Source organism: Pseudomonas sp. NFACC16-2 (genome assembly GCF_900119205.1).
Taxonomy (GTDB): Bacteria; Pseudomonadota; Gammaproteobacteria; order Pseudomonadales; family Pseudomonadaceae; genus Aquipseudomonas; species Aquipseudomonas fluorescens_Q.
The window spans coordinates 1-19,426 of record NZ_FPIX01000048.1; the positions used below are offsets into that span (position 1 = coordinate 1).

The following is a 19,426-nucleotide window of genomic DNA, read 5'->3' on the forward strand; positions in this document are numbered from 1 at the left end:
AATTTAGAAAAACCTGAAGCGCCCGTAAACACTGGATCATCCCGCAAAGAGCCGTCCCGCCGCTTCAGCGTTGCGCCGATGATGGATTGGACCGATTAACCGCCGCCCACGCCGCCCTACTTGCTTAGGTGCGCTATCCCCCCCCTTTCTGTAGCAATTATTTAGCAATCGCAGCTCTAATTTCACCCAGGCAATCTGGCCGGAGACACAGGAGGCTCGCCAAAGGCCACGCTCTATAGGGATGGGTTATGAGTTTCGTTGGGCTATATCTTCATCTATGGCTTTGCCCACCGCCATCGCGAATTCGCTAAATTCGTTCGCTAAGAGGTGTGCAGCAAATTGGGCGAACTTCTCTAGAACATCAATTGGCTCTGCGCTCGGCGTGGATGGCTTTGCACCTTCAATTCGCATAGCACTGAACAACGGGTGGGTCAGGAATATTTGCACGTCCTCGGCAGTCAGCATCGCTTCCAGCCTGTGCGCCAATCGGTTCCGAACTGCATTGATCTGCCGAAGTCCAGAGACCAGGCCCCTGAGGCGATCATGGCTAGTATCCAGCAGCGACAGCTTCTGCGCGAAAGTTAGCCTAGCCTGTGAGAGGTCACCGAGGCGAGGATTGGCTTTTGCGATGTGCTCGGTTAGGTAGTACTCAACGTACAAGTGCGACCGCAGGATCCGACCGATGTTAGTGACATCCAGCTCCCAGCGGCGGGTCATATCCGTGAGTTCTGTATCGATAACCTTTTGAAATCTCTCCAGGCCTCCGAGGTGTTCGATCGTCCTTTCGACTAGCCGTTGCATGTCATTTACCTGGGGCATTGGGATTCCTTTCGATTAAATTAATTGATTGATACGACAAACACTACGCAGTCTACAAACGATTTTTCATGGTTAGCATCCGAAAATGCCAGCGGTTCGGATATTCCAGGTCTACTTGAGTCGAATCGAATTCTGACCGTTGTGACCAGCAGCAAAGGGACGAAAGCAGTCGGTCGAGAACATCCGCTTGACGACTAGAAGCCGACCTTTGTGGAAGGGTAACAACCTCCACGGATTTAAGTACCTGTTGCATCTGAGTTAGTACTCCACGGGGCCGAAATGTATATCCGACCTGAGCAACGGGTCGATAAGCTCCAGCTACCGAGGTTAGCATAGGGTCATTCGTAAAGCGGCTTGCTCCATTTGGTCTTTCAGTGCTTAAGATAAAGGAACCGGGGCAGGAAGTGTTTAACACTTCTTTATGAACCACCATGATTGATAGAGACTATCAGCCAGCAATTGAGAAACTTTCAGTTCGCCGACGCGACGCATATCACATCCCTACACGTACCGCCTCGTGGCGGTACGTAACTAGGAATTTAATCTACATTTAGACTTGGTTTACATTATCCTTTTTTGGGGGGCGGCGGCGGCGCCTTGGGTGGGACCGAAGGCCTAACATTAGTTGGTGCAGGGGGGTTCACATTCACGCCATCTTTTGTATAAACCGGCCTGCTCGGTGGGATAGGTTTGCTCATATATGCCTCCTTTATTTTCCCTTGGGCGCTGGTGGCGGCGCTTTGGGAGCGGTCGCAGGACGTACATTAGAAGGGGCTGGCGGATTAGCTCCGTGCGTCACCACGCCAGACTTATCCACTACACCTTTACCTGAATTAGACATATGACCACCCTTTAGCCAAGTATTTCAATAAAATGAACATCAGCATTACTAATTAAGAAAAACTCCCCAGGAGTTTCATCATACGCTCCATCTACTATCCAAGCTGCTTGCTCAAGTAAAAAATGCCCCTTACAAGGCTCTGTTGGCCATACCCGTGGGTATCCACATATACGTCGACCATCAAGGAGATTTAATACCAGACATCGTTTTGGATATTTCCTAAACGCCAGACACCATTCGGAGTAGGAAGCCCTAGATGTGAAACCGCACCGCCTAGCAAAGGAGTACAACGTATCATTATTGGCAGCAAACGAAAGAGAAAAACCAAGCAGTACAGCACATACAATCGACCAAAATATTGCTGAATTTTTTGTCCACTCACCAACAACAAGATAATTTTGGCCAACCCATATGAATAATTCCTCCAAAAGCAGTACTATTATACTAATCAACCCAGTTCCGATGAGAGCCTGCACAGTTCGCTCAAACTGTCCAGGCTTCGGCGACTCTGACAACCAATAAAAGATAATTGTCGTCACGAAACCAGGTATCAGCATTTGTACCAGTGGAATAATTTTTGTAGCCAAGTCTTCCATTGATCTATTCGCCTGACCTTTCCTACTGCCACTATAGCTCCGTTCAAGGACGGTGATAGAAAAGTTTGCTCCCGTGGCGATTCCGTCGTCGCTAGCTTCCGACTGTCCATAGTTGATCTAATTTCGTGGTATAGCTCTGGCTCAACATTTCTCGCATCATCCCCCAGTCTGGATTGGCAGGTACGCTGGCTGATCTCAGTGTTCCTCTGCCCCAACGCCCATTGATCTGATCTAAGACAGCCATTAATCTCGTGACGTCAGCCGGCTGCGATGTGGCAAATAGATCATCGGTGTACTCCCCTACCTGATAGAGACTCATCAACAACACCTCAGCCTTGCTGTACTTGAAGCCCGGCCGGAACACTCGGTCGAGAGCGTCCACTGCAGCCTTGGTCAGCAACCGCACATCATCGGTGGGATACGGCAGGTCAATCAGCACGCCATTGGCATACTTTGCCTCCTCGGGATTGAACATGCCGGTGCGAATGCTGACGCGGATCTTCTTACACAGGGAATTTTGCGCCCTTAGCTTTTCCGAGGCCCGCATCATGTAGGTGGCCACCGCCTCCCTGATCGGTGCCAGCTCCGTGAGCCGCTTGCCAAACATTCGGCTACAGCAGATCTCCTGCTTCGGCGGGTCCGGCTCGTCCAACTCCAGGCACGGCGTGCCGGCCAATTCACGGGCCGTCTTCTCGATCACCACACTGAACTTCTTGCGTAGCGTCCAAGGGTCGGCCTTCGCCAGATCCATCGCGGTCTTGATGCCCATGGCGTCCAGGTGAATTTTCATCTTGCGACCGACTCCCCAGACTTCGGACACGTCGGTGTTGCGCAGCACCCAGTCCCGCTTGAACGGGTCGCAGATATCGACCACGCCGCCGGTTTGCACCTGGAGCCGTTTGGCAATGTGATTCGCCAGCTTCGCCAGGGTTTTGGTGTGAGCGATCCCTACCCCAACCGGAATACCAGTGCAGCGCAGCACGTGACTGCGGATCTTGCGGCCGAGGGCGTCCCGGCCGTCGATGCCGGTGAGATCCGCGAAGGCTTCGTCGATGCTATAGACCTCGACGGCCGGCACCATCGATTCAATTAGCGTCATCACGCGCTCGCTCATGTCGCCGTAAAGCGCGTAGTTCGACGAGAACGGGACGATGCCGTGCTTCTGCAGCTTGTGCTTGATCTGGAAATACGGCTCGCCCATTTTCACGTAGGGCTTGGCGTCGTAGCTGCGAGCGATCACACAGCCGTCGTTGTTGCTCAGTACCACGATGGGCACGCGGGCCAGGTCCGGCCGGAACACTCTTTCGCAACTGGCGTAGAAGCTATTGCAATCGATCAGGGCGAAAACGGGCAGGGCTTTAGACATGGCTGCGCACGCTGCAGGTGATGACGCCCCAGATAACCAGTTCGTCGCCCTCGAGCACGTACCTCGGTGGGTACTTTGGGTTCTCCGACAGGAGAATCACCTCCTTCCCACGGATGCAAAGGCGTTTGCACACGGGTTCGTTGTTCAGCAGCGCCACGACGATGTGACCATGCGCAGGCTCCATCGCACGATCCACGACGGCCAGGTCCCCTTCAAAGATCCCAGCGCCCTGCATGCTCTCCCCGGCAATGGATACCAGGTAGACATGCGGGGCGCGAATGTTCAGAAACTCATCCAATGAGATGTGCGCTTCGATGTGGTCCGCCGCCGGAGACGGAAAGCCGGCGGGCACTCGAAACGAACACAAGGGCAGCTTCAAGCCACCCTCAGCAATAGGGCCTAGAATTGAAAAGCTCATGACGCACGATCCAGAATACTGTACGAACATACAGTTAACTTTGTACAAGGTTCGCGGTCAATTTGTATAGGAAAAATCTGACAGGCGGGACAGCTCATGTGCGGGAGATTCGTGCAGTACGAGGGAATGGCGGTGTTTATGGAGGAGCTTGGCCCTCAGATGCCATTGTTCGGCGGGTACGACGCCGAACCAATCAGCCGGTACAACGTGGCTCCGACGACCCGTGTACAGATCCTGCACAGGACAGAGGCAGGCATTCACATCACGCCAGTGAGGTGGGGATGGGCGCCCTTTTGGGCGAAGGGGAAACGTCCGGATCCAATCAATGCCAGGATCGAGACCGTTACGACGGGAAAGTTTTTTAAACAGCTTTGGCCGGCCGGGCGCGCACTGGTGCCCAGCGAGGGCTGGTATGAGTGGGTCAAAGACCCGAATGATCCAAAGAAAAAACAACCCTATTTCATCCGACTGAAGGATCAAAGGCCGATGTTCTTCGGGGCGCTCGCACAAGCCCATCCGGGTCTGGACGAGCAGGACGGTGACGGCTTCGTAATCATTACCGCATCATGCGACCTGGGTATGGTGGACATCCATGATCGCAGGCCGCTGGTGTTATCACCTGAACAAGCACGGGAATGGCTGGACCCGGACCTAAGCCCAGCGCAAGCAGAGGAAATTGCAAAAGACCGTTCCCGGCCGGAAGCCGATTTCGAATGGTATCCCGTGGGCAAAGAGGTGGGGAACGTCAAAAACCAGGGAGCACAGTTGTTGCTCCCCTGGGGCCCAGAACAAAACTAAGCCTGGCTACGTTGCTCCAGGAGGCGGGCCGCTTCTGGAAAGCCCACCCATCGTGCATTCTGGTCCAGCCCCCGCCCAGCCAGCACCACGCCGGCCCAGTGGTTGAGATCTACCTCCCCACGTGCCACCGCTGCCAGCAGTTGGGAGGGAAAGATGCTCAAGTATTTGTCGGCGGTTTCGGTTTCCATGGGCTTTGTCCTTTGTTTGTGTGACCACAGTAACGCTCCGGCGTAATCACATAGCAAGCGGATCAGATCGAGCGCGACAATCATCAAAACAGCCCTCCCAACGCCGCCGGCTCCCAGTTCATGATCACCAGTTCACCACTGACCTCAGCCTTGCCCTGACGCTGGTTCGTGTTGCTGTACCGGATGTCCAGCATCTCGAAGTGAAAGCCTTCGAACGCACGCCGGATGTCCGGATGATCGTTGATGCTGACCATTACCTTGCCCTTGCAACGGCGCATAAACTCAGCCATCCGCTCGTAATTCTCGAACGGGAAATCCACGCCATATCCAGCGGTCTGCCAGTACGGCGGATCCATGTAATGGAACGTATGAGCGCGGTCGTAGCGCTCAGCACAGTCAAGCCAAGGGAGGTTTTCGACGTAGGTGCCGGACAGTCGCTGCCATGCGGCCGAGAGGTTTTCCTCGATCCGCAGCAGGTTGATGGCCGGGCCAGTGGTCGCGGTGCCGAACGTCTGCCCGGTGACCTTGCCGGCGAAGGCATGGTGCTGCAGGTAGAAGAATCGGGCGGCGCGCTGGATGTCGGTGAGGGTTTCAGGACGGGTCATTTTCTGCCACTCGAATACCTGGCGCGAGCTAAGCGCCCATTTGAACTGGCGCACGAACTCTTCCAGGTGGTTCTGCACGACGCGATAGAGCGTCACCAGGTCGCCGTTGATGTCATTCAGGACTTCAACCGGGGCGGCCTGGGGTCGCATGAAGTAAAGCGCGGCACCGCCGGCAAAGACTTCGACATAGCATTCGTGAGGCGGAAAAAGCGGAATGAGGCGGTCGGCTAGGCGGCGCTTGCCGCCCATCCAAGGAATGATGGGTGAACTCATTGAAAGCAAGACCTTTACTGTATGGATAAACAGGTGCTAGGCTCGCCGCGCTTTGTGCACGGAGCAGAAGCCTTGGCCGGACTTGCAGGGATGTTCTGCAGGGACGGCGACCGGGTCGAATGTTGGCGCATTCGACTCGGTCGCTTCTTTCTATAACTTAATAGATTCTTTTGAAGCTTATGAAGAGAGAAAAGCAGGGAATTGATTTCAAGTATCTAGCTAAGAAAGCTCTCTCAGAGCTAGCGATAGCGACGTTACTCGGTGCACTTCCGGTAGCTATTTATGCAACGAACCCTAAAGCGTTGGACAGCATAACCGGCGGACTACTCGCCTCTGGTGAGTTAATAAACCATGCAGGCTACCTCATCTATCTGTATATGGCAGCGACTGCTATACGTTACGGCATGAGATTCACCTCCGAGACCATACAAGAAAGGTTCGTGGCCTTTCATAATCTAACAGCAGAAATTGGAACAAGCTTTATAACGATCATCAGGACTGGCCTGGGCGCTATGATAGGAGTCTTGGTTCTTGCTTTGACGACTGACATCATAATACTGGACCGAAGCGACTATGCCGGCTTGGCTGCTTACATACTAATTGTGTCAATCGTTTCCACAGGGCTAGCAGTACTTCACGAAATTTTGGCGGTAGTTTCAAAAAAGCCAAAATATGAGAACGATCTGCGATTTGATACGCGCCTAAAACGATAGACTTACTCTCTTCCTTGTAAGTTTAGACTCCTTACATAGCCTTGGCATGCCTGCAGGGCAATCACTGCCCGATCTCCCGCGTCGGTGATGCCGATAATTCGTTGAGCATGCGCCGGGTCAAGTCGGGCGCGTGTGGCTCCATAAACCACGCCGCCGGTGCCGGCGGTGGCTGGCACCGCACAGCCGTTGGCGGTATCGGTGGCGTCGAGTAGGACTGACAGCCGGACATCAGCAGTAGCGAGGCGATCACGCAAGCGATCCTGATCACGTTGGGCATCTGTTAGGGCTCGATAGTGGGTTTGGTCATTGGCGGCCAGCCGCTGTTCCAGGGCCAGGCGCTTGTCCTGCTCGGTACGCTGCAGCGCCGCCGAGGCCAGGGTGATCTGGTTGAGGGTTTCAGTGTGGAGCCGGGATTGTTTTTCCAACTGCTGACCGTATCGCCAGTCTTGAACCTTCCAGGCGATGGACGACGAAGCGGCGACCAAAGCGCACAGTAGGAGCCCGGCGACCACCACGCGGTATTGCGGCGAAATCAGCTCGACGAGACGCATAACACCGCCCTCGCCCGCTCCCACAGCAGCAGCCGGTCCTGCAGACCGTTAAGACCACCGTTGATTTTCCGAGTGATCGTTTCGAACTCATCCCGATCAGCCAGCACGTTCAACTCCCTGACCCACCAGAACCATGCAGCCGACTCTGCCGCCCATTGGGGCAGCTCCAGCAGTTCGGGCGTACGCAACAGGCGCTCGTCACCGAACAGCGCCAAGCTGCAGCGCAGGTAGTTGTTGCGCCCCGTCACCTGGATCAAGCCGCGACCGCGATAGCGCTGGCCATCTCCGTCGGGCTCGGGGGTGTTGCCGAGTTTCGAAGCCAGCGAACCGGTGTCGTATTTGCTGAGGTATTGATCGCCGCCCAGCTCCCGCACGTACTGCAGTTGGCCGGACTCATGCCCAACCTGGGCCAGGAATGCCGCCTGCCGCTTGGGCGTATCGATCTGTCGGTGGGCCATGGCGGCGTTCAGCGCCGATACAAAAACGCCCGCTTGGCGGCGGGCGTTGGGCATGATGCGTTGTAGTTGCTGCTCGGTGAGTGACATAGGGACTCCAAAAAAAGCCCGCTCGATGGCGGGTTGCGGTTGTTTTTGATGGTCACGCTGGGTACGTCTACAACTGGACTACCTTGACCGGCTTGGCTTCCTTCTTCTTTTTCTTACCCTTGGCATTGGCATTGGCCTTGCCCTTCTTGCCGCCGTTGCATTCGACGACAGTGGTCCAGCCACTGGGGGTAAACAGCTGTTCAACGGCATCCGCCAGATACTCACCGTCGAGCCCGGGCTTGATGCCCTGGACGATGATTGTTCGCTCGGCAAACACATCAGCTCGGCCGTCCATTTCCAGCCGAACGTTGGCCGTACTGCGATTGAACGCAGCCAACCGTGCCTTAGCGGCCTGTTCGGCGGCGGATTTGTTCGGGTAGATATGACGGTCGGTATGCACGGCAGGCAGCCCGTCGGGCAGATCCTCGTTGTCCAGCTCCACCACCTTAAGCGCGCCGCTTTTCTTGTCTTGATGCTTGGTGCGCACGGCCTTCTGCGCGTTGCGATCACCGAGGCTAAATTGGTACCGACTCAGGTCCGAACGATGGAGCACCACCGGGCTCAGGTTTTTGCCGCTCGCGGTTTGTCCGCCTTGGCGGGGCATCACTAGCAGTTTGCCGTCGGCCAGTTTGGCCGTGCAGTCGTACTGCTTGGCCAGGCGAGTGATGAAGTTGTAATCGGACTCATTGAGCTGATCGACACGGGGCACCTTCGTCAGCACAGGGCACACTGGCTGCCAGCCATTGCGCGCAGCCACGTCGCGCACTATCTGTTGCAACGACACGTTTTCCCACGAGCCACTACGCACGGTTTTACCGCTACCGCGCATGTCACTGGCCTTGCCCTGAATGCTCATGGTATCGGGTGGCCCGGACACCACGATCTTGTCGACCGTGTATTTTCCCAAACGCGTCAGCGCCTGCCCGACATACCCCAGGTAAACCTCAATGCGTGCACCGCGCGTAGGCAACGCGACCGCTTGACCTCGATCATCAATGCGCAACTCAAACTCGTCCGACTCCATGCCCTGCTTGTCGGATATGCGCAGGTCCAACAACCTGTCGTTAATCAGTGCGGTGATGTCCTTGCCGTCCGCGACAATGCGAAAGGTCGGCTTCATGGGTTTACTCCAGAAAAAGGAAACCCCGCACAGGGCGGGGTTTGTGAGGTGCGACGACGCTGGTTAATCCCACAACTGGATATCCTCCAGCGTCTGCGCTGGCAGATCCGGCAGCAGAATAATCACACCAGCACGAAACGGTTGAGGCTCATCGGCCAGGCCTTGATTGGCGGCAAGCACGGCCTCCACCGTGCCATTCAGATGGCCGTAGTAGTGATGACAGACGGTGTCCAACAGATCCCCGTCAGACGTTCTGCAGGTCGTCGCCATAGCTCACAAACTCCAGTGAAAAGGATTGCTTGCGCGGAATGCCACCCGCGAGCAGGTTGCTTTGTTCTTCCTCGATGTTGAGCAGGCACCAGGTGCCGAGCACTTCGCCGTAGCCGGTGGTTAGGTTCACCGGCTGCAGACGTCGCCCGATGGTGCGCAGGGTGTCCAGCTGTTTGAGCCCACCTTTGAAGCCCGGAAAAATCGCGCCCTTGAGGCTGATTTTATCCTCTCCCTGGCCGACCGCCTGCTGGGCGATGCTGCGTGTTAGACGTTCCTGGCCTGCCCATCGAAACGACGTCTGCCGACGTAGTTCCTCGAAGGCCGCCGTATCCAGGTTGAAGTAGTACGGCTGTGCGTTCGGCTCCAGGGGCTGCATGATCAGCAGATGCGGGAACGGCTTCACCGCCTCGGCCGCAGGCGTCAGCTGTGGCGCAAATGAACCTGTGGGCATGATGTTGCTCAGCGAGGGGCTCACCTGGCCGGCAATGCGATTAATCGCTGCGCCCGCCTTGCCTGCCTGTTCCTTGAGCGAACCCAGCCGCTCTTGAACTTGGCCGGCAGCTGTCACGGCTTGGTTGTACCTGGCCGCCACCTGGCCCACGGCGGACTGTGCCGCGTTGATTGCCCGCATGGTCCGTTGGACCTTGGCGCCGATGGCCGGCCCAATGAAGGGCACCCCCTCCAGCTCCGAGGCGGCGCCGGTCATATCGCTGATCGCACCGTTGAGCGGGCCCAGCATGCCATCGAGACTGGTACGGCCAGCCTCCCCCGCTGCAAGCAGTGATTTGAACACCGATTGCAGTTGCTCCATGTAGGCCATGGCACCTCCTTAAACGTGAGGGGAATCGAACAACTGACTCGACGCTTGGCGGGCGGCCACGTCCCGGGAGAATGACTCCATCAACTGGCGCAGATGCGGCTCCAGATCCCGGGCCAACTGCGCCGGGTCTTTTACATCGCCTTGCACGGTGATGGACACTTGCGGCGAAAAGCTGAAAGCCTGCTCAACCTTGGGTGGCACCGGCGGAGTTGGCTCAGCTGGTTTGGCAACTTCGGGAGGCTTGGCCTCCTCGGCCTTACCATCACTGCCAAACCAAGACTTACCCAAGAAGCCGCCAATACTCTCGCCACCCAGGCCGCCCAAAGCGGCACCAATTAAGCCCCCGATTGCAGTACCGATGACCGGCACCACCGAACCAATAGCGGCACCTGCTGCGCCGCCGGCCAGTGCGCCCGCCAAACCACCAGCGGCACCGCCATAACCCTCGGCTTTTTCGTCTTGAGTCGTGGCGTTGAGCGCGGTATCCAAGACCCCCACCCCTGCATCAAGTACGTTACCGCCGGGGATACGTTTGGTGGCTCGGGTGACGCCCCTGATCGACTGAACCGCACGGCCGAGCGAGCCACCGGACGCTGCCTCCGCAGCAGCAGCCATAGGCGCAGCAGCCAACAGCCCCACCTTTGGCATGACAGACACAGCGGCAGGGGGTGACACGGCCGGAGGACTGGGCACCCGGGCGGTTAATCGCCGACGCGGGGTGGTCCCAATACCGGTACGCCGACCTCGTCGGCCACGCTGACGCCTGCCGGAACCGCCGCCAGGATCTGCACCTGGACCAGAACCAGCCCGGCCTATTGCATCAGCGTTGACGACAAACACACGTTGCGGCTCGTTGCTGCTCCCTACTGCAGGATCGTTGCCAGCCCCCATCAGCTTTCCGAGAACTCCCAACCCCTTATCCACCGTCTTGATACCGGTTTTAGGAGCCTTGGCGACGGCATCCCCCAGGGCGCCCGCACCTCGTTCCATCGCCCGACCGCGACTGATGTTGTACAAACCCCTGCCGATCTTGACCGCACTGGCGGCGGTCTTGAGCGCTATCAGTCCGGCGGTAATGCCGGCAATGCCAAGCACCACCGGTTGCGAGCCATCCGAAAGCTTGGTCAGCCCACGCACAATGGAAGTCAGGCCCTGGGCGACCGCATCAGTCGCCGGGCGGATAGCATCCCCCACACTGCGCATGCCATCACTCACCGCCTGACCCAGCTCGTCCCACATCTGTTTCGACGTCTCGCGCCGCTCGGCCAGGTTCTTATCGAGGATCCCGCCAGAGGACTGAGAATCCTTTTTCAACTGCTCGTACAGCGACTTGTTTTGCGAGTAGGCCGTGAGCGCCGCCTTGACCTGCATGTCGGCGAACAGGTCACCGGTACGCAGGGATTTCTCCAGCGCATCGAGCGCCGCCTTGGCCTTTTCCGGATCCGTTTCCTTGCTGATCTTGGCCTGGGCCTCGGCCATCTTCGCGGCCTTCGCCGGGTCGGTGGCCTGGATGTATTTCATCGCCAGGGCGAAGCTGGATTCCAGGGTCGACATGCCCTTCTGGATGCCAGTGTTCAAGGAGGCTTGATAGTCGATACCGGCGTCCTTGTACGCCTTGACCACGTCGCCCGAACCGATTTTTTCCATCCAGTTCTTGAGGTTGTTGGCCGCTTCGTCCGAGCCCCCGGCCGTTTTCATCTGCACCTGGAGCATCGCGCCCAAGGAGCTGACCGCTTCCATGCCGGTGCTGCCGTTTTTCTCCATGCTCGCCAACAGTTGAGGGAACCACCGGGCCATGTCGCTGGCCTCGAAGCTCCCCGCCTGTCCCTGATAGGCGATGGCCTCCAGGGCCTGCTGCATCACCTTCGGGTCGTTGATCTTGGCGTTCTGCTGAAGCGCCATGATCATGCTGGCCGTGTCGACGCCGGATGCGCCCTGGCCGATGGCAAACTTCGCGGCCGTCGGTGCGTAGGCCATGGCCTGCTTAAGGTCCATACCTGCACCGACCAGCTGATTCACCAGGTCCGCCACGTCGTTACGGGCCATACCCGTATCGCGGGAGGTCTGGATCACCGTCTGGCTAAGCTGTGTTTCTTGCGGCTTGTTGACCACATCCGCCTTGATCGCGATGTCACGGATGATCGCCTGATAATCCGCGCTAACCTTGGTCGGAATCGCCGCCAGGCCTGTAGCTACAACACCCTGACCAATGCTCGACGTGAGTCCTTTCTTGCCGGCATCGAGCTGCTGGTGTCCCTTGAGCTGCAGATCGGCGGCTTTGGCTGCGCGGCCGAGGCGCTGGTACTCCTGCCCCAGCCTGCCTACCTCCACGCCCTGCTTGCGCAGGGAATCAAGGTTGCCGTTGAGTTTGCGCAACAGGCCATCGGCCGAAGCAGCGCCGCTGTCGTGCGCCCGCTTCCATTCATCGCGCAGGCGGATGGTTTCGCTGATGGTGCTCTTGAGCACCTTGGCCTTGTTGCCTTTGTCCTCCAGCTTTTTGATGTGACCTTCGACTGTTCGAAAGGCCGACCCCATCGTCGAACTGATGGCGCCGCCAATCACCAGCGATAACGCCAGCTTGTTTGCCATCGTCTATCCCTTGTTTCAGTCTGAGAGCCACCAGACCATGTCGGAGAACGGCATGGTCTGGATCTCTGCTGCGGAAAAGTTCAGCTCAGCGGCTAAACGCTTAGCGAGTTGCTTCTGCACTTTCGGGCTGAAGTTCATCTTCTCGCACCAGGCGAAAATAGCCGGCCTGTATGCGGTTGAAGTCCCTCAGCGTCAAGGCATCCAGATCCTTGGTTCCGACTTCAGCCAGAGAGGCGAACAAATTCAAATCCTGTTGTTCTTCATCATTGGGCGCTGTTTGGCGGGCGATACGAAGGTCACGCACGGTCGGTGTTCGGAGGCTCAGCGTATCGACACGCACGCCGTTGGCTTCAGAGGGCACAGTCAGTTTCACGGTGACGCGGTCAGCGGCCAGGGTCATCCAGCTTGGAATTGCGGTACTGCTCATAGAGGTGTGTCCTTAAAAAGAGGAAACGCCGCCCGGGCGACTCGCCAGGCGGGTATCAAGAAGAGTTAGAGGCCCAATGCAGAACGCTGGGCGGCCAGTTGATCAACGCCATTAATGAGGCGGCGCATGCCGATGGGGTCGATCTCGTAGACGGTTCGGCCGTCCACTTCGAGCTTGTAGTAGGTCAGCCCGACGGCATGCTTGATCTCGGCTTTATCGCCCGGCTTCCAGTCGCCCATGTCGACCTCTTTCAACGTGCCGCGCAGGGTGACGATGACCGGCGTGATTTTGCCTTTGAGCCCTTTGTAGGCCCCCCGGAACGTACCGTTAAAGGCCGTGCCGTCGGCCAAGCCGAAGAACTTCAACGACTCACGGCGTACGCCCGTGGTGGTGAAGTTCGCCTCCTGTTTTTCCATGCCCATGTCCAGCTCGACCGGCGCGTCCATGCCGCCGCCGCGATGCTCTTCCATCTTGAGCGTGAGTTTGGGGAGCGTCAGGCTTGGGACGTCGCCCTGGAAACTGACACCGTCGGCGAACAAGTTCATGTTCGCCAGGGTTTCGGGAATCATTGCCATTGAGGTCGCTCCTTAAGCGGCGGTGTCGAGGACTTCGGTCAGCCATTGGTTGGTGACCTCTACGCGGAAGTTGGGGTTTTCTGCTGGTGGAACGTCGGTGAAGCGGATGTTCCAGTACACCTTGCCCTGCTCCAGCTGGCTGGCCGTGTTCAGCTCCGGGTCGGCGAATACCTCGAAGTTGATGATTGCGCCTTGGGCTTTCAGGTCGCGCATGAAGGCTTGCAGACCTTCGGTCACGTCCTTGATGTAAGTCGCGGTGATGGAACGGTCGACCGCCCATTTGTGACCGTAGAGGATCGCGTCCATGACGATGTCCATCGTCCGAACGCGGGTAACGAACGCCCACTTCGGATCGCTCGACAGCGTGCGGTTACCCCACAGGCGGAAACCGTCATCACGGATAATCGTGGCGATGTTTGCGTTGTTGAGCAGGTTGGCCCGGCAGGTTTCGTCGCCGTCCAGAAACTCAATGGGCCGTGTGGTACCAGTGATGCCAACAAACTCCTTGTTCGAAGGCGACGCCCAGAAGCCGTATTCGCTGTCGGTCCAGGCAAACAAACCAGCGACCCAGGCAGAGCCCGGCGCGTCGACCGTGGCGTCCGCTGTCGTGTCCCAATACTGCACACCCGGATCAGCCAGGTACGCCCGCTTGGCGCCGAAGTTCTCAGCGTAGGCCATCGCCGCCTCATCGGTGGTGTTCGGACCGTCGAGGATGGCGAGCCCTCGCAACTTGTCGGCCAGCGCGACCAGTGCGGTACCGACGGCCAGTGTCGCGCTGTGCTTGGGAGTCACCAACAGCCGCGGCTGAGCATTGAACCGACTCTTGCCGTCCAGCAGCGCTTGCAGACCGGTGCGCTTACCGTTGGCCTGCACACCACCGATGATTGCCGAGGTCTGTTCAGCAGGATCGGCCAACTGGGCCACACCACAGGCAACAATCACCGCCTTGGCCCGGGTGTAGATGGCTTTGCAGGCTTTGGTCATTGCCGAGTCAGGCCCGAAGGCGGCCACCGCTTCGCGCTCGTTGGTAATCATCACCAGGTCATTGGGCTGGGCGCTGTAGGCTGGCGCGGGCACAAAAGTGTCAACCAGGCCAATGATCGAGGACGACGGCAACGCAATGACACGAGCGCCGGTATCGACGTTCGTGACGGTCACGCCATGAAAGAAGCTCATAAATTCTCCAGATACGAAAAGGCCCCGCGATGCGAGGCCTTGAGTGGGTGACGCGGAAAAAAAACGCCCCGTCAGTGCGGGGCGTTTATTGGATTTGTTCGGCGATCCAGGGCGGCGCTACGGGTCGATACTGGCTCTCTGGGAAATGCTCGGACTGAGGCCAGTCCCGAAGAGACTGCCGATACCCCTGCAGTTCGGCGAACTGCTCCGTTGTCAGCGTGGTGTCTTGAGTCAGATCCTGCTCATCGCGATGGCGAGTGACCAGCCACTCTGTGGATTGCAGCTCTGTGTTGCGCCAAACCCGCTCAGCGTCGGCCTGTTCGGACGTAGGGATGTCAGGCGGGGGAAGAAATTCACCCTCCTCTAAAGTCCAACCAGGCCGGGTATCCATAGGGCAGGCTTGCCATAGAAGGTCAGGATGGAATCGCTCAGTTGGATCAACATCAGTAATTTCGACTACCTGTGCGTTTTCGATTCTTGCCCACATACTGATCACCACTGAATGATTACATTGCCGGCGGCACCTGGGCCGCCGTTATACCCGAAGAGTGCGCCCGACCCGCCCCCACCAGGCCCCATACCCCCGTTACCAGGATATGGCCCTTGCGTGCATCGTCCACCAGGACCGCCACCTGACCCACCGACAGCTCCATAGCTGACATGCCCAACGCCAAGAGACGTGTTGAAATCCCCTCCAGTGCCGCCCCCGCCGCCACCAGGCCCACTCGCTAAACCAGCCGACGAGCTACCTAGACCGCCGATCCCGCCGGTTGCAGATAGAAAGGCCCCAAAGGACGACGTTCCACCGGTTTCACCCGCCGCTCCCTCCACGCTAGCGCCAGCGCCACCAGCGCCTACGGTCACCGTCACGCTGGAAACAGTCGAGAGATCAACGAGCCTTTGCGAGACGCCCCCGCCCCCACCGCCACCTGAGCCTATTCCGGATACCCCCGAACGCCCGCCGCCGCCTCCTCCACCAATAACGGTGACCCAAGCCTTTTTCACTCCAACAGGCACAGTCCAGGTAAACACGCCGGCAGCCTTGTAAGCCAGGGTGCCCCGGAAGGGCAAATGCCCGTCCAAGACAATGATCTGCCACTGAGACCAAACGCCGTTTGCGTTTTTGGTGCGAATGCAAGTTACGGGGTTGATGCTGTTGACCAGGGAATCCCAGAGCTGCGTTGCCATTTTGCTGCTACCACGCTCCATGTGCAGGATTGTGCCATTGGGTATCACCCCTACTCCTTGCTGCGATGGATACTCCGGCTTCGTACCTGTCGTCGCGGCACTGATCATGTACAGGCCACTTACAGCAATCGCATCGATATCTCCTGTGTAGCTAACCGCAGCCGCCCCCCACCCGAACGAACCGACAGTCAGCATCGCACCCGGGCTCACGTCCAAGGGGTCGGCTTGCTTGGGGGTATTGAGCCCGTCCCACAGCTGCGCCCAAGCGGTCCATACGCCGTTACTTAAACGAGAGCGCTTGAACGTCAGAGCAACGCCAGCGTTGACCGACTCCCATATCTGAAGCGCCGATAATGTAATATCTCGCTCCATATGAAAGAGCACGCCCCTCGGGATATCAGCACCGGTTGCGGGGTTCTTGGGGCGAGTGCCGGAAGAACCATCGCTAAAGGTGTACACCCCCGTTTCGGTAATCTGGTCGATATTGCCGTTCCACACATAGCCATAACCGGCCAGACCATAGCGGGCCAGGACGTTTCGTACAAAGGCAGTCGTAGCGACAGAGGTATCGTTGTCAGTAACGGCTGGTGTAGGCGCCGTTGGATTTCCCTGAAAGACAGGGGAATTAATCGTGGCAAACCCTTGAGTAATGTTCTGGAAAGCCAGCGACGTGGTGCCCAGGACAATTGCTCCATCCGTTACCAACTGCCAGCGGGTGTCGGCCAGCGTAGCGCCTTGCTCGACTGACAGGATCAGCGCCGAGGTCACCTCAGCACTGCTATCAGCATCCGGCGCACGCTGCCATGCCGCTACGCCGACAATGTAGATGCCGTTGTCCTTTGAGGCCGTTTGGTTCTTTACCAACACCCGGTCGCCTGCGAGCAGGCTAACGCCGTCGATGGTCTGAAGCCCAGTCAACGCAATGTTGACCGTAGTTGCTGCGCGCACCGACTGCTTGTTGTCGAGCTTGTACAGCTCTTCAAGAATCCGCCGCTCGACGTATTCCCGTGTTGCCAACACCACCGACGGGTCAATCTTCAGCGTGATGTTACCCGTGCTGCTGACAATGAAGTTCATCCGCACGACCTGGGTCCGGCCCGAGCCTTGCGACATGATGGGCTTAAAACTCGGTGGGCAGTTCGCGACTGCCACCAGGTCTCCGTCAGCGTCGTACAGGCCGATTTCACGAATCCAGTATCCACCCTCATCGGCCGGAATCACTTGCTCGGCGACAATCACCGCCGGGTTGACCGGGTCAATGAAAAGCTGATTCAGCGGTCGCCGCCGCCATTCGTTGATCAACGACGTTTGGGCCGCACTTGGAACCGGGTCGGTGTCGTTGGCGTCCCCCACGCCCATTTCAGTAATTCTCCAGGGAACGCCAAGGGCATCGGCATTCGCCTGTTTCGCCGCTCCCACGTTCGTGAGAATCGCAAAAAATTGCGAGGTCTGATCAATCATTGGTAAACGTCCAAGATGTCTATGGTGTGTTCGCGGCCTACCACGCCGAAGGATCCGGTGACTTCAATGTCACGCATGACCGGCGGGTAAACGTCGATTTCGTCGCCCTCGTACAGGACAACACCTATGTTCAAATTCCCTCGGGTTTCGAGGCTGATCGCCAATCCGGTCATGTGGCGGCTGACCGGCCTGGCGTCATCAATCAGCCAAGTCAGTTCCTGATAGGTCTCTTCACTGATGCCTTCATCGGAAACACCGATCTTCAAGGCAAACGTTCCAGGCACGCCTTTGGGCTCGGTCCGGAACCATTCGACTACCTCAATGAGATAGCCGAACGGCTCCACCACCCGGCGAAGGGCCCCGATGGTTCCCTTATGGGCGTGGACATAGAACGAAGAGCGGATCACTGAGCGCTTGACCTCCTCGGGCCAGGACTCATCCCAGCGGTCCACGGACCAGGCCCAAGCCAATTGGTAAAGCAGGTGCGCCGGGCAGGTGTCCGGGTTGTATAAGGTTCTGAGTGGTATCTCTGTTGTTTCGTCGATAGCCGCCTCAATTGCACGCTCAAGCTGGGTACTGTTGAGGGGAAGCAGACTTTTCATTTTCCACCCCGCGTTACGGTGAAGCCCGAGCACCACGCCGCTTGAGCCTTGGTTGGGCGGATGTCTACCCATCCAGGGATCTCGACCCGGGCAACGCCGCTGACGTGGACCTGTGCATCAATTGCCGAACGGGCTACCTCAACGCCTAAGCGGCGCCGGGGATTGATCCAGGCCTGTAATCGCGCGTTGCATTCGGCAAGCGCTGCCTCGTTTTCCGGGCCTGTGCCGGCCATATACACCACCGCATCGATTCGATAGGGCAGGATTTCAGCGCCCTGCACAGTCAACCGATCAGCAACAGGCCGCCGATCTTCATCGTTGAGATAAGTGTCCACTTCGGCCAACAGCTCGGGGCTAGCGGTACCGTCGCCCTCCAGGGACAGCACCGTCACGACAACCTCAGCCGGTGCCGGGCTTTCGGCCGTGGCGTCTGCCACCAGGCCCGAGGCGTTACGGGCATGCAGGATGTAACTGTTCCGAGGCCCGGCAGTGGTCAGCCCTTCGTACCTCAACTGGATACGCTCGCGCAGTGCGTCGTAGCTTTCCAGCACCGCCGCCACTGGCGGCACGGCGGTCAAGTCCTCAGCCTGAATGACCAGGCGCTCAAGGTTCACGTTGGCGGCCAGCTGCACCAGGTCGGCACCCGTGGCATGAGCCAGAAACAGTGCCTTGGCTGCGTCGTTAACCCTCGCCCGATTCTGCATGCGTCGATAAGCACCCAACTCCAGCAGCTTGGTTACCGGATCGCTTTCAAGAAAAGCGGTCCAGTTATCGCCCATGTACTCGCGGAACGTTGCCAGCTCGCCCTGATAAAGCTCTTCAAAATCCAGACTCTCCAGCACCTGTGGGGCCGGCAACGCCGAAAGGTCGACAGTGCTCATGCGTTCACCTCCAGCACTACGCCATCGCCAATGTATGAGCCCGTCAGTTGCAAGGTGATTTGTCCATCAACCACTGCAATGACCCGGACACGCTCAAGCTTCAAACGGGGCTCCCAACGCCCCAGGGCACGAGCGACCTCGGCCTGAACAGCGCTCTTCCAGCCCTCGTTAACTGGCAGGTCGACATAGCGACGCATTTGGCTGCCGTACTCTGGCCGCATGCGGCGGCTACCGACAGGCGTGCTCAGAATGTCCTCAATGGACTGCCGCAAATGCGCCTGGCCGGACAGCGGCTGCCCTGTGCGACGGTCCACTCCGATCATGGAATTACTCCGTCAGCTGTTGCATATCCGGGTGCGCCTTGAGAAAGGCATATTGATCATCGCCGCAGGCTGTGACCTGACCAGCGATGACCGGCACGGTACGGCCGTCTGGCATGATCAACGTGCGAGAGGTGTACAGGGTGTCGCGAAACACCCGCGCCGGCCCGATGGTTGCGGGCGACTCGGTATGTGCGGGCTGAAGCGGGTTCACATCGGTAGCGGCCCGGTCCGTCCCTGTTCGTGGTTTGCTCATAAGGTTCACTCCAGAAACACAAAAGCCC

23 protein-coding genes are annotated in these 19,426 nt (G+C 58.1%); 2 read left to right on the forward strand and 21 right to left on the reverse strand.

Annotated elements, in window-relative coordinates; translation table 11 throughout:
- Positions 1-246: 246 nt before the first annotated feature.
- The 4 genes from BT116_RS26030 to BT116_RS26045 all read right to left on the reverse strand — a co-directional run bounded on the left by BT116_RS26030 (position 247) and on the right by BT116_RS26045 (position 4,040).
- Positions 247-819, reverse strand: a complete 573-nt coding sequence (locus tag BT116_RS26030; RefSeq protein WP_072348292.1) for a hypothetical protein — start codon at positions 817-819, stop codon at positions 247-249.
- 852 nt (positions 820-1,671) lie between these two features.
- Positions 1,672-2,256, reverse strand: a complete 585-nt coding sequence (locus tag BT116_RS26035) for a DUF6338 family protein (RefSeq protein ID WP_072348295.1) — start codon at positions 2,254-2,256, stop codon at positions 1,672-1,674.
- 91 nt (positions 2,257-2,347) lie between these two features.
- Positions 2,348-3,622, reverse strand: coding sequence for a translesion error-prone DNA polymerase V subunit UmuC (gene umuC, locus BT116_RS26040; RefSeq protein ID WP_072348297.1), 1,275 nt, complete (start codon positions 3,620-3,622; stop codon positions 2,348-2,350).
- Positions 3,615-4,040 (reverse strand): LexA family protein, encoded by a 426-nt coding sequence (locus BT116_RS26045; protein ID WP_072348299.1) that lies wholly within the window; start codon positions 4,038-4,040, stop codon positions 3,615-3,617. The genes umuC and BT116_RS26045 overlap by 8 nt, the downstream gene beginning before the upstream one ends.
- A 96-nt stretch (positions 4,041-4,136) precedes the next feature.
- Here BT116_RS26045 and BT116_RS26050 point away from each other — a divergent pair, with 96 nt between their 5' ends.
- The gene (locus tag BT116_RS26050; RefSeq protein ID WP_072348300.1) at positions 4,137-4,838 is read left to right on the forward strand and encodes an SOS response-associated peptidase family protein; all 702 of its coding nucleotides are present in this window, start codon (positions 4,137-4,139) and stop codon (positions 4,836-4,838) included.
- Here the strand turns inward: BT116_RS26050 and BT116_RS26055 are convergent.
- Together BT116_RS26055 and BT116_RS26060 are read right to left on the reverse strand one after the other, a co-directional pair.
- Complete coding sequence (locus BT116_RS26055) at positions 4,835-5,026, reverse strand: hypothetical protein (RefSeq protein ID WP_072348301.1); 192 nt, start codon at positions 5,024-5,026, stop codon at positions 4,835-4,837. The genes BT116_RS26050 and BT116_RS26055 overlap by 4 nt on opposite strands.
- A gap of 83 nt (positions 5,027-5,109) precedes the next feature.
- Positions 5,110-5,904: a DNA adenine methylase gene (locus BT116_RS26060; protein WP_072348302.1), complete on the reverse strand. Its 795-nt coding sequence runs from the start codon at positions 5,902-5,904 to the stop codon at positions 5,110-5,112.
- A 179-nt stretch (positions 5,905-6,083) separates the two neighbouring features.
- Here BT116_RS26060 and BT116_RS26065 point away from each other — a divergent pair, with 179 nt between their 5' ends.
- Positions 6,084-6,617, forward strand: a complete 534-nt coding sequence (locus BT116_RS26065; RefSeq protein WP_072348304.1) for a hypothetical protein — start codon at positions 6,084-6,086, stop codon at positions 6,615-6,617.
- A 2-nt stretch (positions 6,618-6,619) separates the two neighbouring features.
- Here the strand turns inward: BT116_RS26065 and BT116_RS26070 are convergent, their stop codons facing one another.
- From BT116_RS26070 to BT116_RS26140, 15 genes are all read right to left on the reverse strand, one after another.
- Positions 6,620-7,168, reverse strand: a complete 549-nt coding sequence (locus tag BT116_RS26070; RefSeq protein WP_072348306.1) for a lysis system i-spanin subunit Rz — start codon at positions 7,166-7,168, stop codon at positions 6,620-6,622.
- Entirely contained in the window at positions 7,150-7,713 is a 564-nt protein-coding gene (locus BT116_RS26075) for a glycoside hydrolase family 19 protein (RefSeq protein WP_072348308.1), read from the reverse strand. The genes BT116_RS26070 and BT116_RS26075 overlap by 19 nt, the downstream gene beginning before the upstream one ends.
- Before the next feature lie 67 nt (positions 7,714-7,780).
- Positions 7,781-8,833: a phage late control D family protein gene (locus BT116_RS26080; protein WP_072348311.1), complete on the reverse strand. Its 1,053-nt coding sequence runs from the start codon at positions 8,831-8,833 to the stop codon at positions 7,781-7,783.
- 63 nt (positions 8,834-8,896) lie between these two features.
- Complete coding sequence (locus BT116_RS26085) at positions 8,897-9,103, reverse strand: tail protein X (RefSeq protein WP_053124044.1); 207 nt, start codon at positions 9,101-9,103, stop codon at positions 8,897-8,899.
- Positions 9,078-9,923, reverse strand: a complete 846-nt coding sequence (locus BT116_RS26090) for a phage tail protein (RefSeq protein WP_072348313.1) — start codon at positions 9,921-9,923, stop codon at positions 9,078-9,080. The genes BT116_RS26085 and BT116_RS26090 overlap by 26 nt, the downstream gene beginning before the upstream one ends.
- A 9-nt stretch (positions 9,924-9,932) precedes the next feature.
- Entirely contained in the window at positions 9,933-12,512 is a 2,580-nt protein-coding gene (locus BT116_RS26095) for a phage tail tape measure protein (RefSeq protein ID WP_072348315.1), read from the reverse strand.
- A gap of 100 nt (positions 12,513-12,612) precedes the next feature.
- Positions 12,613-12,939 carry a phage tail assembly protein gene (locus BT116_RS26100; protein WP_072348316.1) on the reverse strand — a complete coding sequence of 109 codons (327 nt, stop codon included), beginning with the start codon at positions 12,937-12,939 and terminating at the stop codon, positions 12,613-12,615.
- A gap of 65 nt (positions 12,940-13,004) precedes the next feature.
- Positions 13,005-13,514 carry a phage major tail tube protein gene (locus BT116_RS26105; protein ID WP_072348317.1) on the reverse strand — a complete coding sequence of 170 codons (510 nt, stop codon included), beginning with the start codon at positions 13,512-13,514 and terminating at the stop codon, positions 13,005-13,007.
- Positions 13,515-13,526: 12 nt separating this feature from the next.
- The gene (locus tag BT116_RS26110; protein WP_072348318.1) at positions 13,527-14,690 is read right to left on the reverse strand and encodes a phage tail sheath subtilisin-like domain-containing protein; all 1,164 of its coding nucleotides are present in this window, start codon (positions 14,688-14,690) and stop codon (positions 13,527-13,529) included.
- An 85-nt stretch (positions 14,691-14,775) separates the two neighbouring features.
- Positions 14,776-15,177, reverse strand: coding sequence for a phage tail assembly chaperone (locus BT116_RS26115; RefSeq protein WP_072348361.1), 402 nt, complete (start codon positions 15,175-15,177; stop codon positions 14,776-14,778).
- A 5-nt stretch (positions 15,178-15,182) separates the two neighbouring features.
- Positions 15,183-17,339 (reverse strand): phage tail-collar fiber domain-containing protein, encoded by a 2,157-nt coding sequence (locus BT116_RS31545; protein WP_256572545.1) that lies wholly within the window; start codon positions 17,337-17,339, stop codon positions 15,183-15,185.
- Positions 17,336-17,941: a phage tail protein I gene (locus BT116_RS26125; protein WP_072348320.1), complete on the reverse strand. Its 606-nt coding sequence runs from the start codon at positions 17,939-17,941 to the stop codon at positions 17,336-17,338. The genes BT116_RS31545 and BT116_RS26125 overlap by 4 nt, the downstream gene beginning before the upstream one ends.
- Entirely contained in the window at positions 17,938-18,822 is an 885-nt protein-coding gene (locus BT116_RS26130) for a baseplate assembly protein (RefSeq protein WP_072348322.1), read from the reverse strand. Before BT116_RS26130 ends, BT116_RS26125 begins: the two co-directional genes overlap by 4 nt.
- Positions 18,819-19,145 (reverse strand): GPW/gp25 family protein, encoded by a 327-nt coding sequence (locus tag BT116_RS26135; protein WP_069971005.1) that lies wholly within the window; start codon positions 19,143-19,145, stop codon positions 18,819-18,821. The genes BT116_RS26130 and BT116_RS26135 overlap by 4 nt, the downstream gene beginning before the upstream one ends.
- Before the next feature lie 4 nt (positions 19,146-19,149).
- Positions 19,150-19,398, reverse strand: coding sequence for a hypothetical protein (locus BT116_RS26140; protein ID WP_072348324.1), 249 nt, complete (start codon positions 19,396-19,398; stop codon positions 19,150-19,152).
- Positions 19,399-19,426 lie beyond the last annotated feature (28 nt).

Bases quoted from the DNA above. Each gene is read 5' to 3' on its own strand.
- BT116_RS26050 (WP_072348300.1), top strand. From the start codon at position 4,137: ATGTGCGGGAGATTCGTGCAGTACGAGGGAATGGCGGTGTTTATGGAG.
- BT116_RS26125 (WP_072348320.1), bottom strand. From the start codon at position 17,941: ATGAAAAGTCTGCTTCCCCTCAACAGTACCCAGCTTGAGCGTGCAATT.
- BT116_RS26030 (WP_072348292.1), bottom strand. From the start codon at position 819: ATGCCCCAGGTAAATGACATGCAACGGCTAGTCGAAAGGACGATCGAA.
- BT116_RS26065 (WP_072348304.1), top strand. From the start codon at position 6,084: ATGAAGAGAGAAAAGCAGGGAATTGATTTCAAGTATCTAGCTAAGAAA.
- BT116_RS26095 (WP_072348315.1), bottom strand. From the start codon at position 12,512: ATGGCAAACAAGCTGGCGTTATCGCTGGTGATTGGCGGCGCCATCAGT.
- BT116_RS26070 (WP_072348306.1), bottom strand. From the start codon at position 7,168: ATGCGTCTCGTCGAGCTGATTTCGCCGCAATACCGCGTGGTGGTCGCC.
- BT116_RS26130 (WP_072348322.1), bottom strand. From the start codon at position 18,822: ATGAGCACTGTCGACCTTTCGGCGTTGCCGGCCCCACAGGTGCTGGAG.
- BT116_RS26080 (WP_072348311.1), bottom strand. From the start codon at position 8,833: ATGAAGCCGACCTTTCGCATTGTCGCGGACGGCAAGGACATCACCGCA.
- BT116_RS26085 (WP_053124044.1), bottom strand. From the start codon at position 9,103: ATGGCGACGACCTGCAGAACGTCTGACGGGGATCTGTTGGACACCGTC.
- BT116_RS26100 (WP_072348316.1), bottom strand. From the start codon at position 12,939: ATGAGCAGTACCGCAATTCCAAGCTGGATGACCCTGGCCGCTGACCGC.
- BT116_RS26135 (WP_069971005.1), bottom strand. From the start codon at position 19,145: ATGATCGGAGTGGACCGTCGCACAGGGCAGCCGCTGTCCGGCCAGGCG.
- BT116_RS26115 (WP_072348361.1), bottom strand. From the start codon at position 15,177: ATGTGGGCAAGAATCGAAAACGCACAGGTAGTCGAAATTACTGATGTT.
- BT116_RS31545 (WP_256572545.1), bottom strand. From the start codon at position 17,339: ATGATTGATCAGACCTCGCAATTTTTTGCGATTCTCACGAACGTGGGA.
- BT116_RS26060 (WP_072348302.1), bottom strand. From the start codon at position 5,904: ATGAGTTCACCCATCATTCCTTGGATGGGCGGCAAGCGCCGCCTAGCC.
- BT116_RS26090 (WP_072348313.1), bottom strand. From the start codon at position 9,923: ATGGCCTACATGGAGCAACTGCAATCGGTGTTCAAATCACTGCTTGCA.
- BT116_RS26035 (WP_072348295.1), bottom strand. From the start codon at position 2,256: ATGGAAGACTTGGCTACAAAAATTATTCCACTGGTACAAATGCTGATA.
- BT116_RS26105 (WP_072348317.1), bottom strand. From the start codon at position 13,514: ATGGCAATGATTCCCGAAACCCTGGCGAACATGAACTTGTTCGCCGAC.
- BT116_RS26110 (WP_072348318.1), bottom strand. From the start codon at position 14,690: ATGAGCTTCTTTCATGGCGTGACCGTCACGAACGTCGATACCGGCGCT.
- BT116_RS26075 (WP_072348308.1), bottom strand. From the start codon at position 7,713: ATGTCACTCACCGAGCAGCAACTACAACGCATCATGCCCAACGCCCGC.
- BT116_RS26140 (WP_072348324.1), bottom strand. From the start codon at position 19,398: ATGAGCAAACCACGAACAGGGACGGACCGGGCCGCTACCGATGTGAAC.
- umuC (WP_072348297.1), bottom strand. From the start codon at position 3,622: ATGTCTAAAGCCCTGCCCGTTTTCGCCCTGATCGATTGCAATAGCTTC.
- BT116_RS26055 (WP_072348301.1), bottom strand. From the start codon at position 5,026: ATGGAAACCGAAACCGCCGACAAATACTTGAGCATCTTTCCCTCCCAA.
- BT116_RS26045 (WP_072348299.1), bottom strand. From the start codon at position 4,040: ATGAGCTTTTCAATTCTAGGCCCTATTGCTGAGGGTGGCTTGAAGCTG.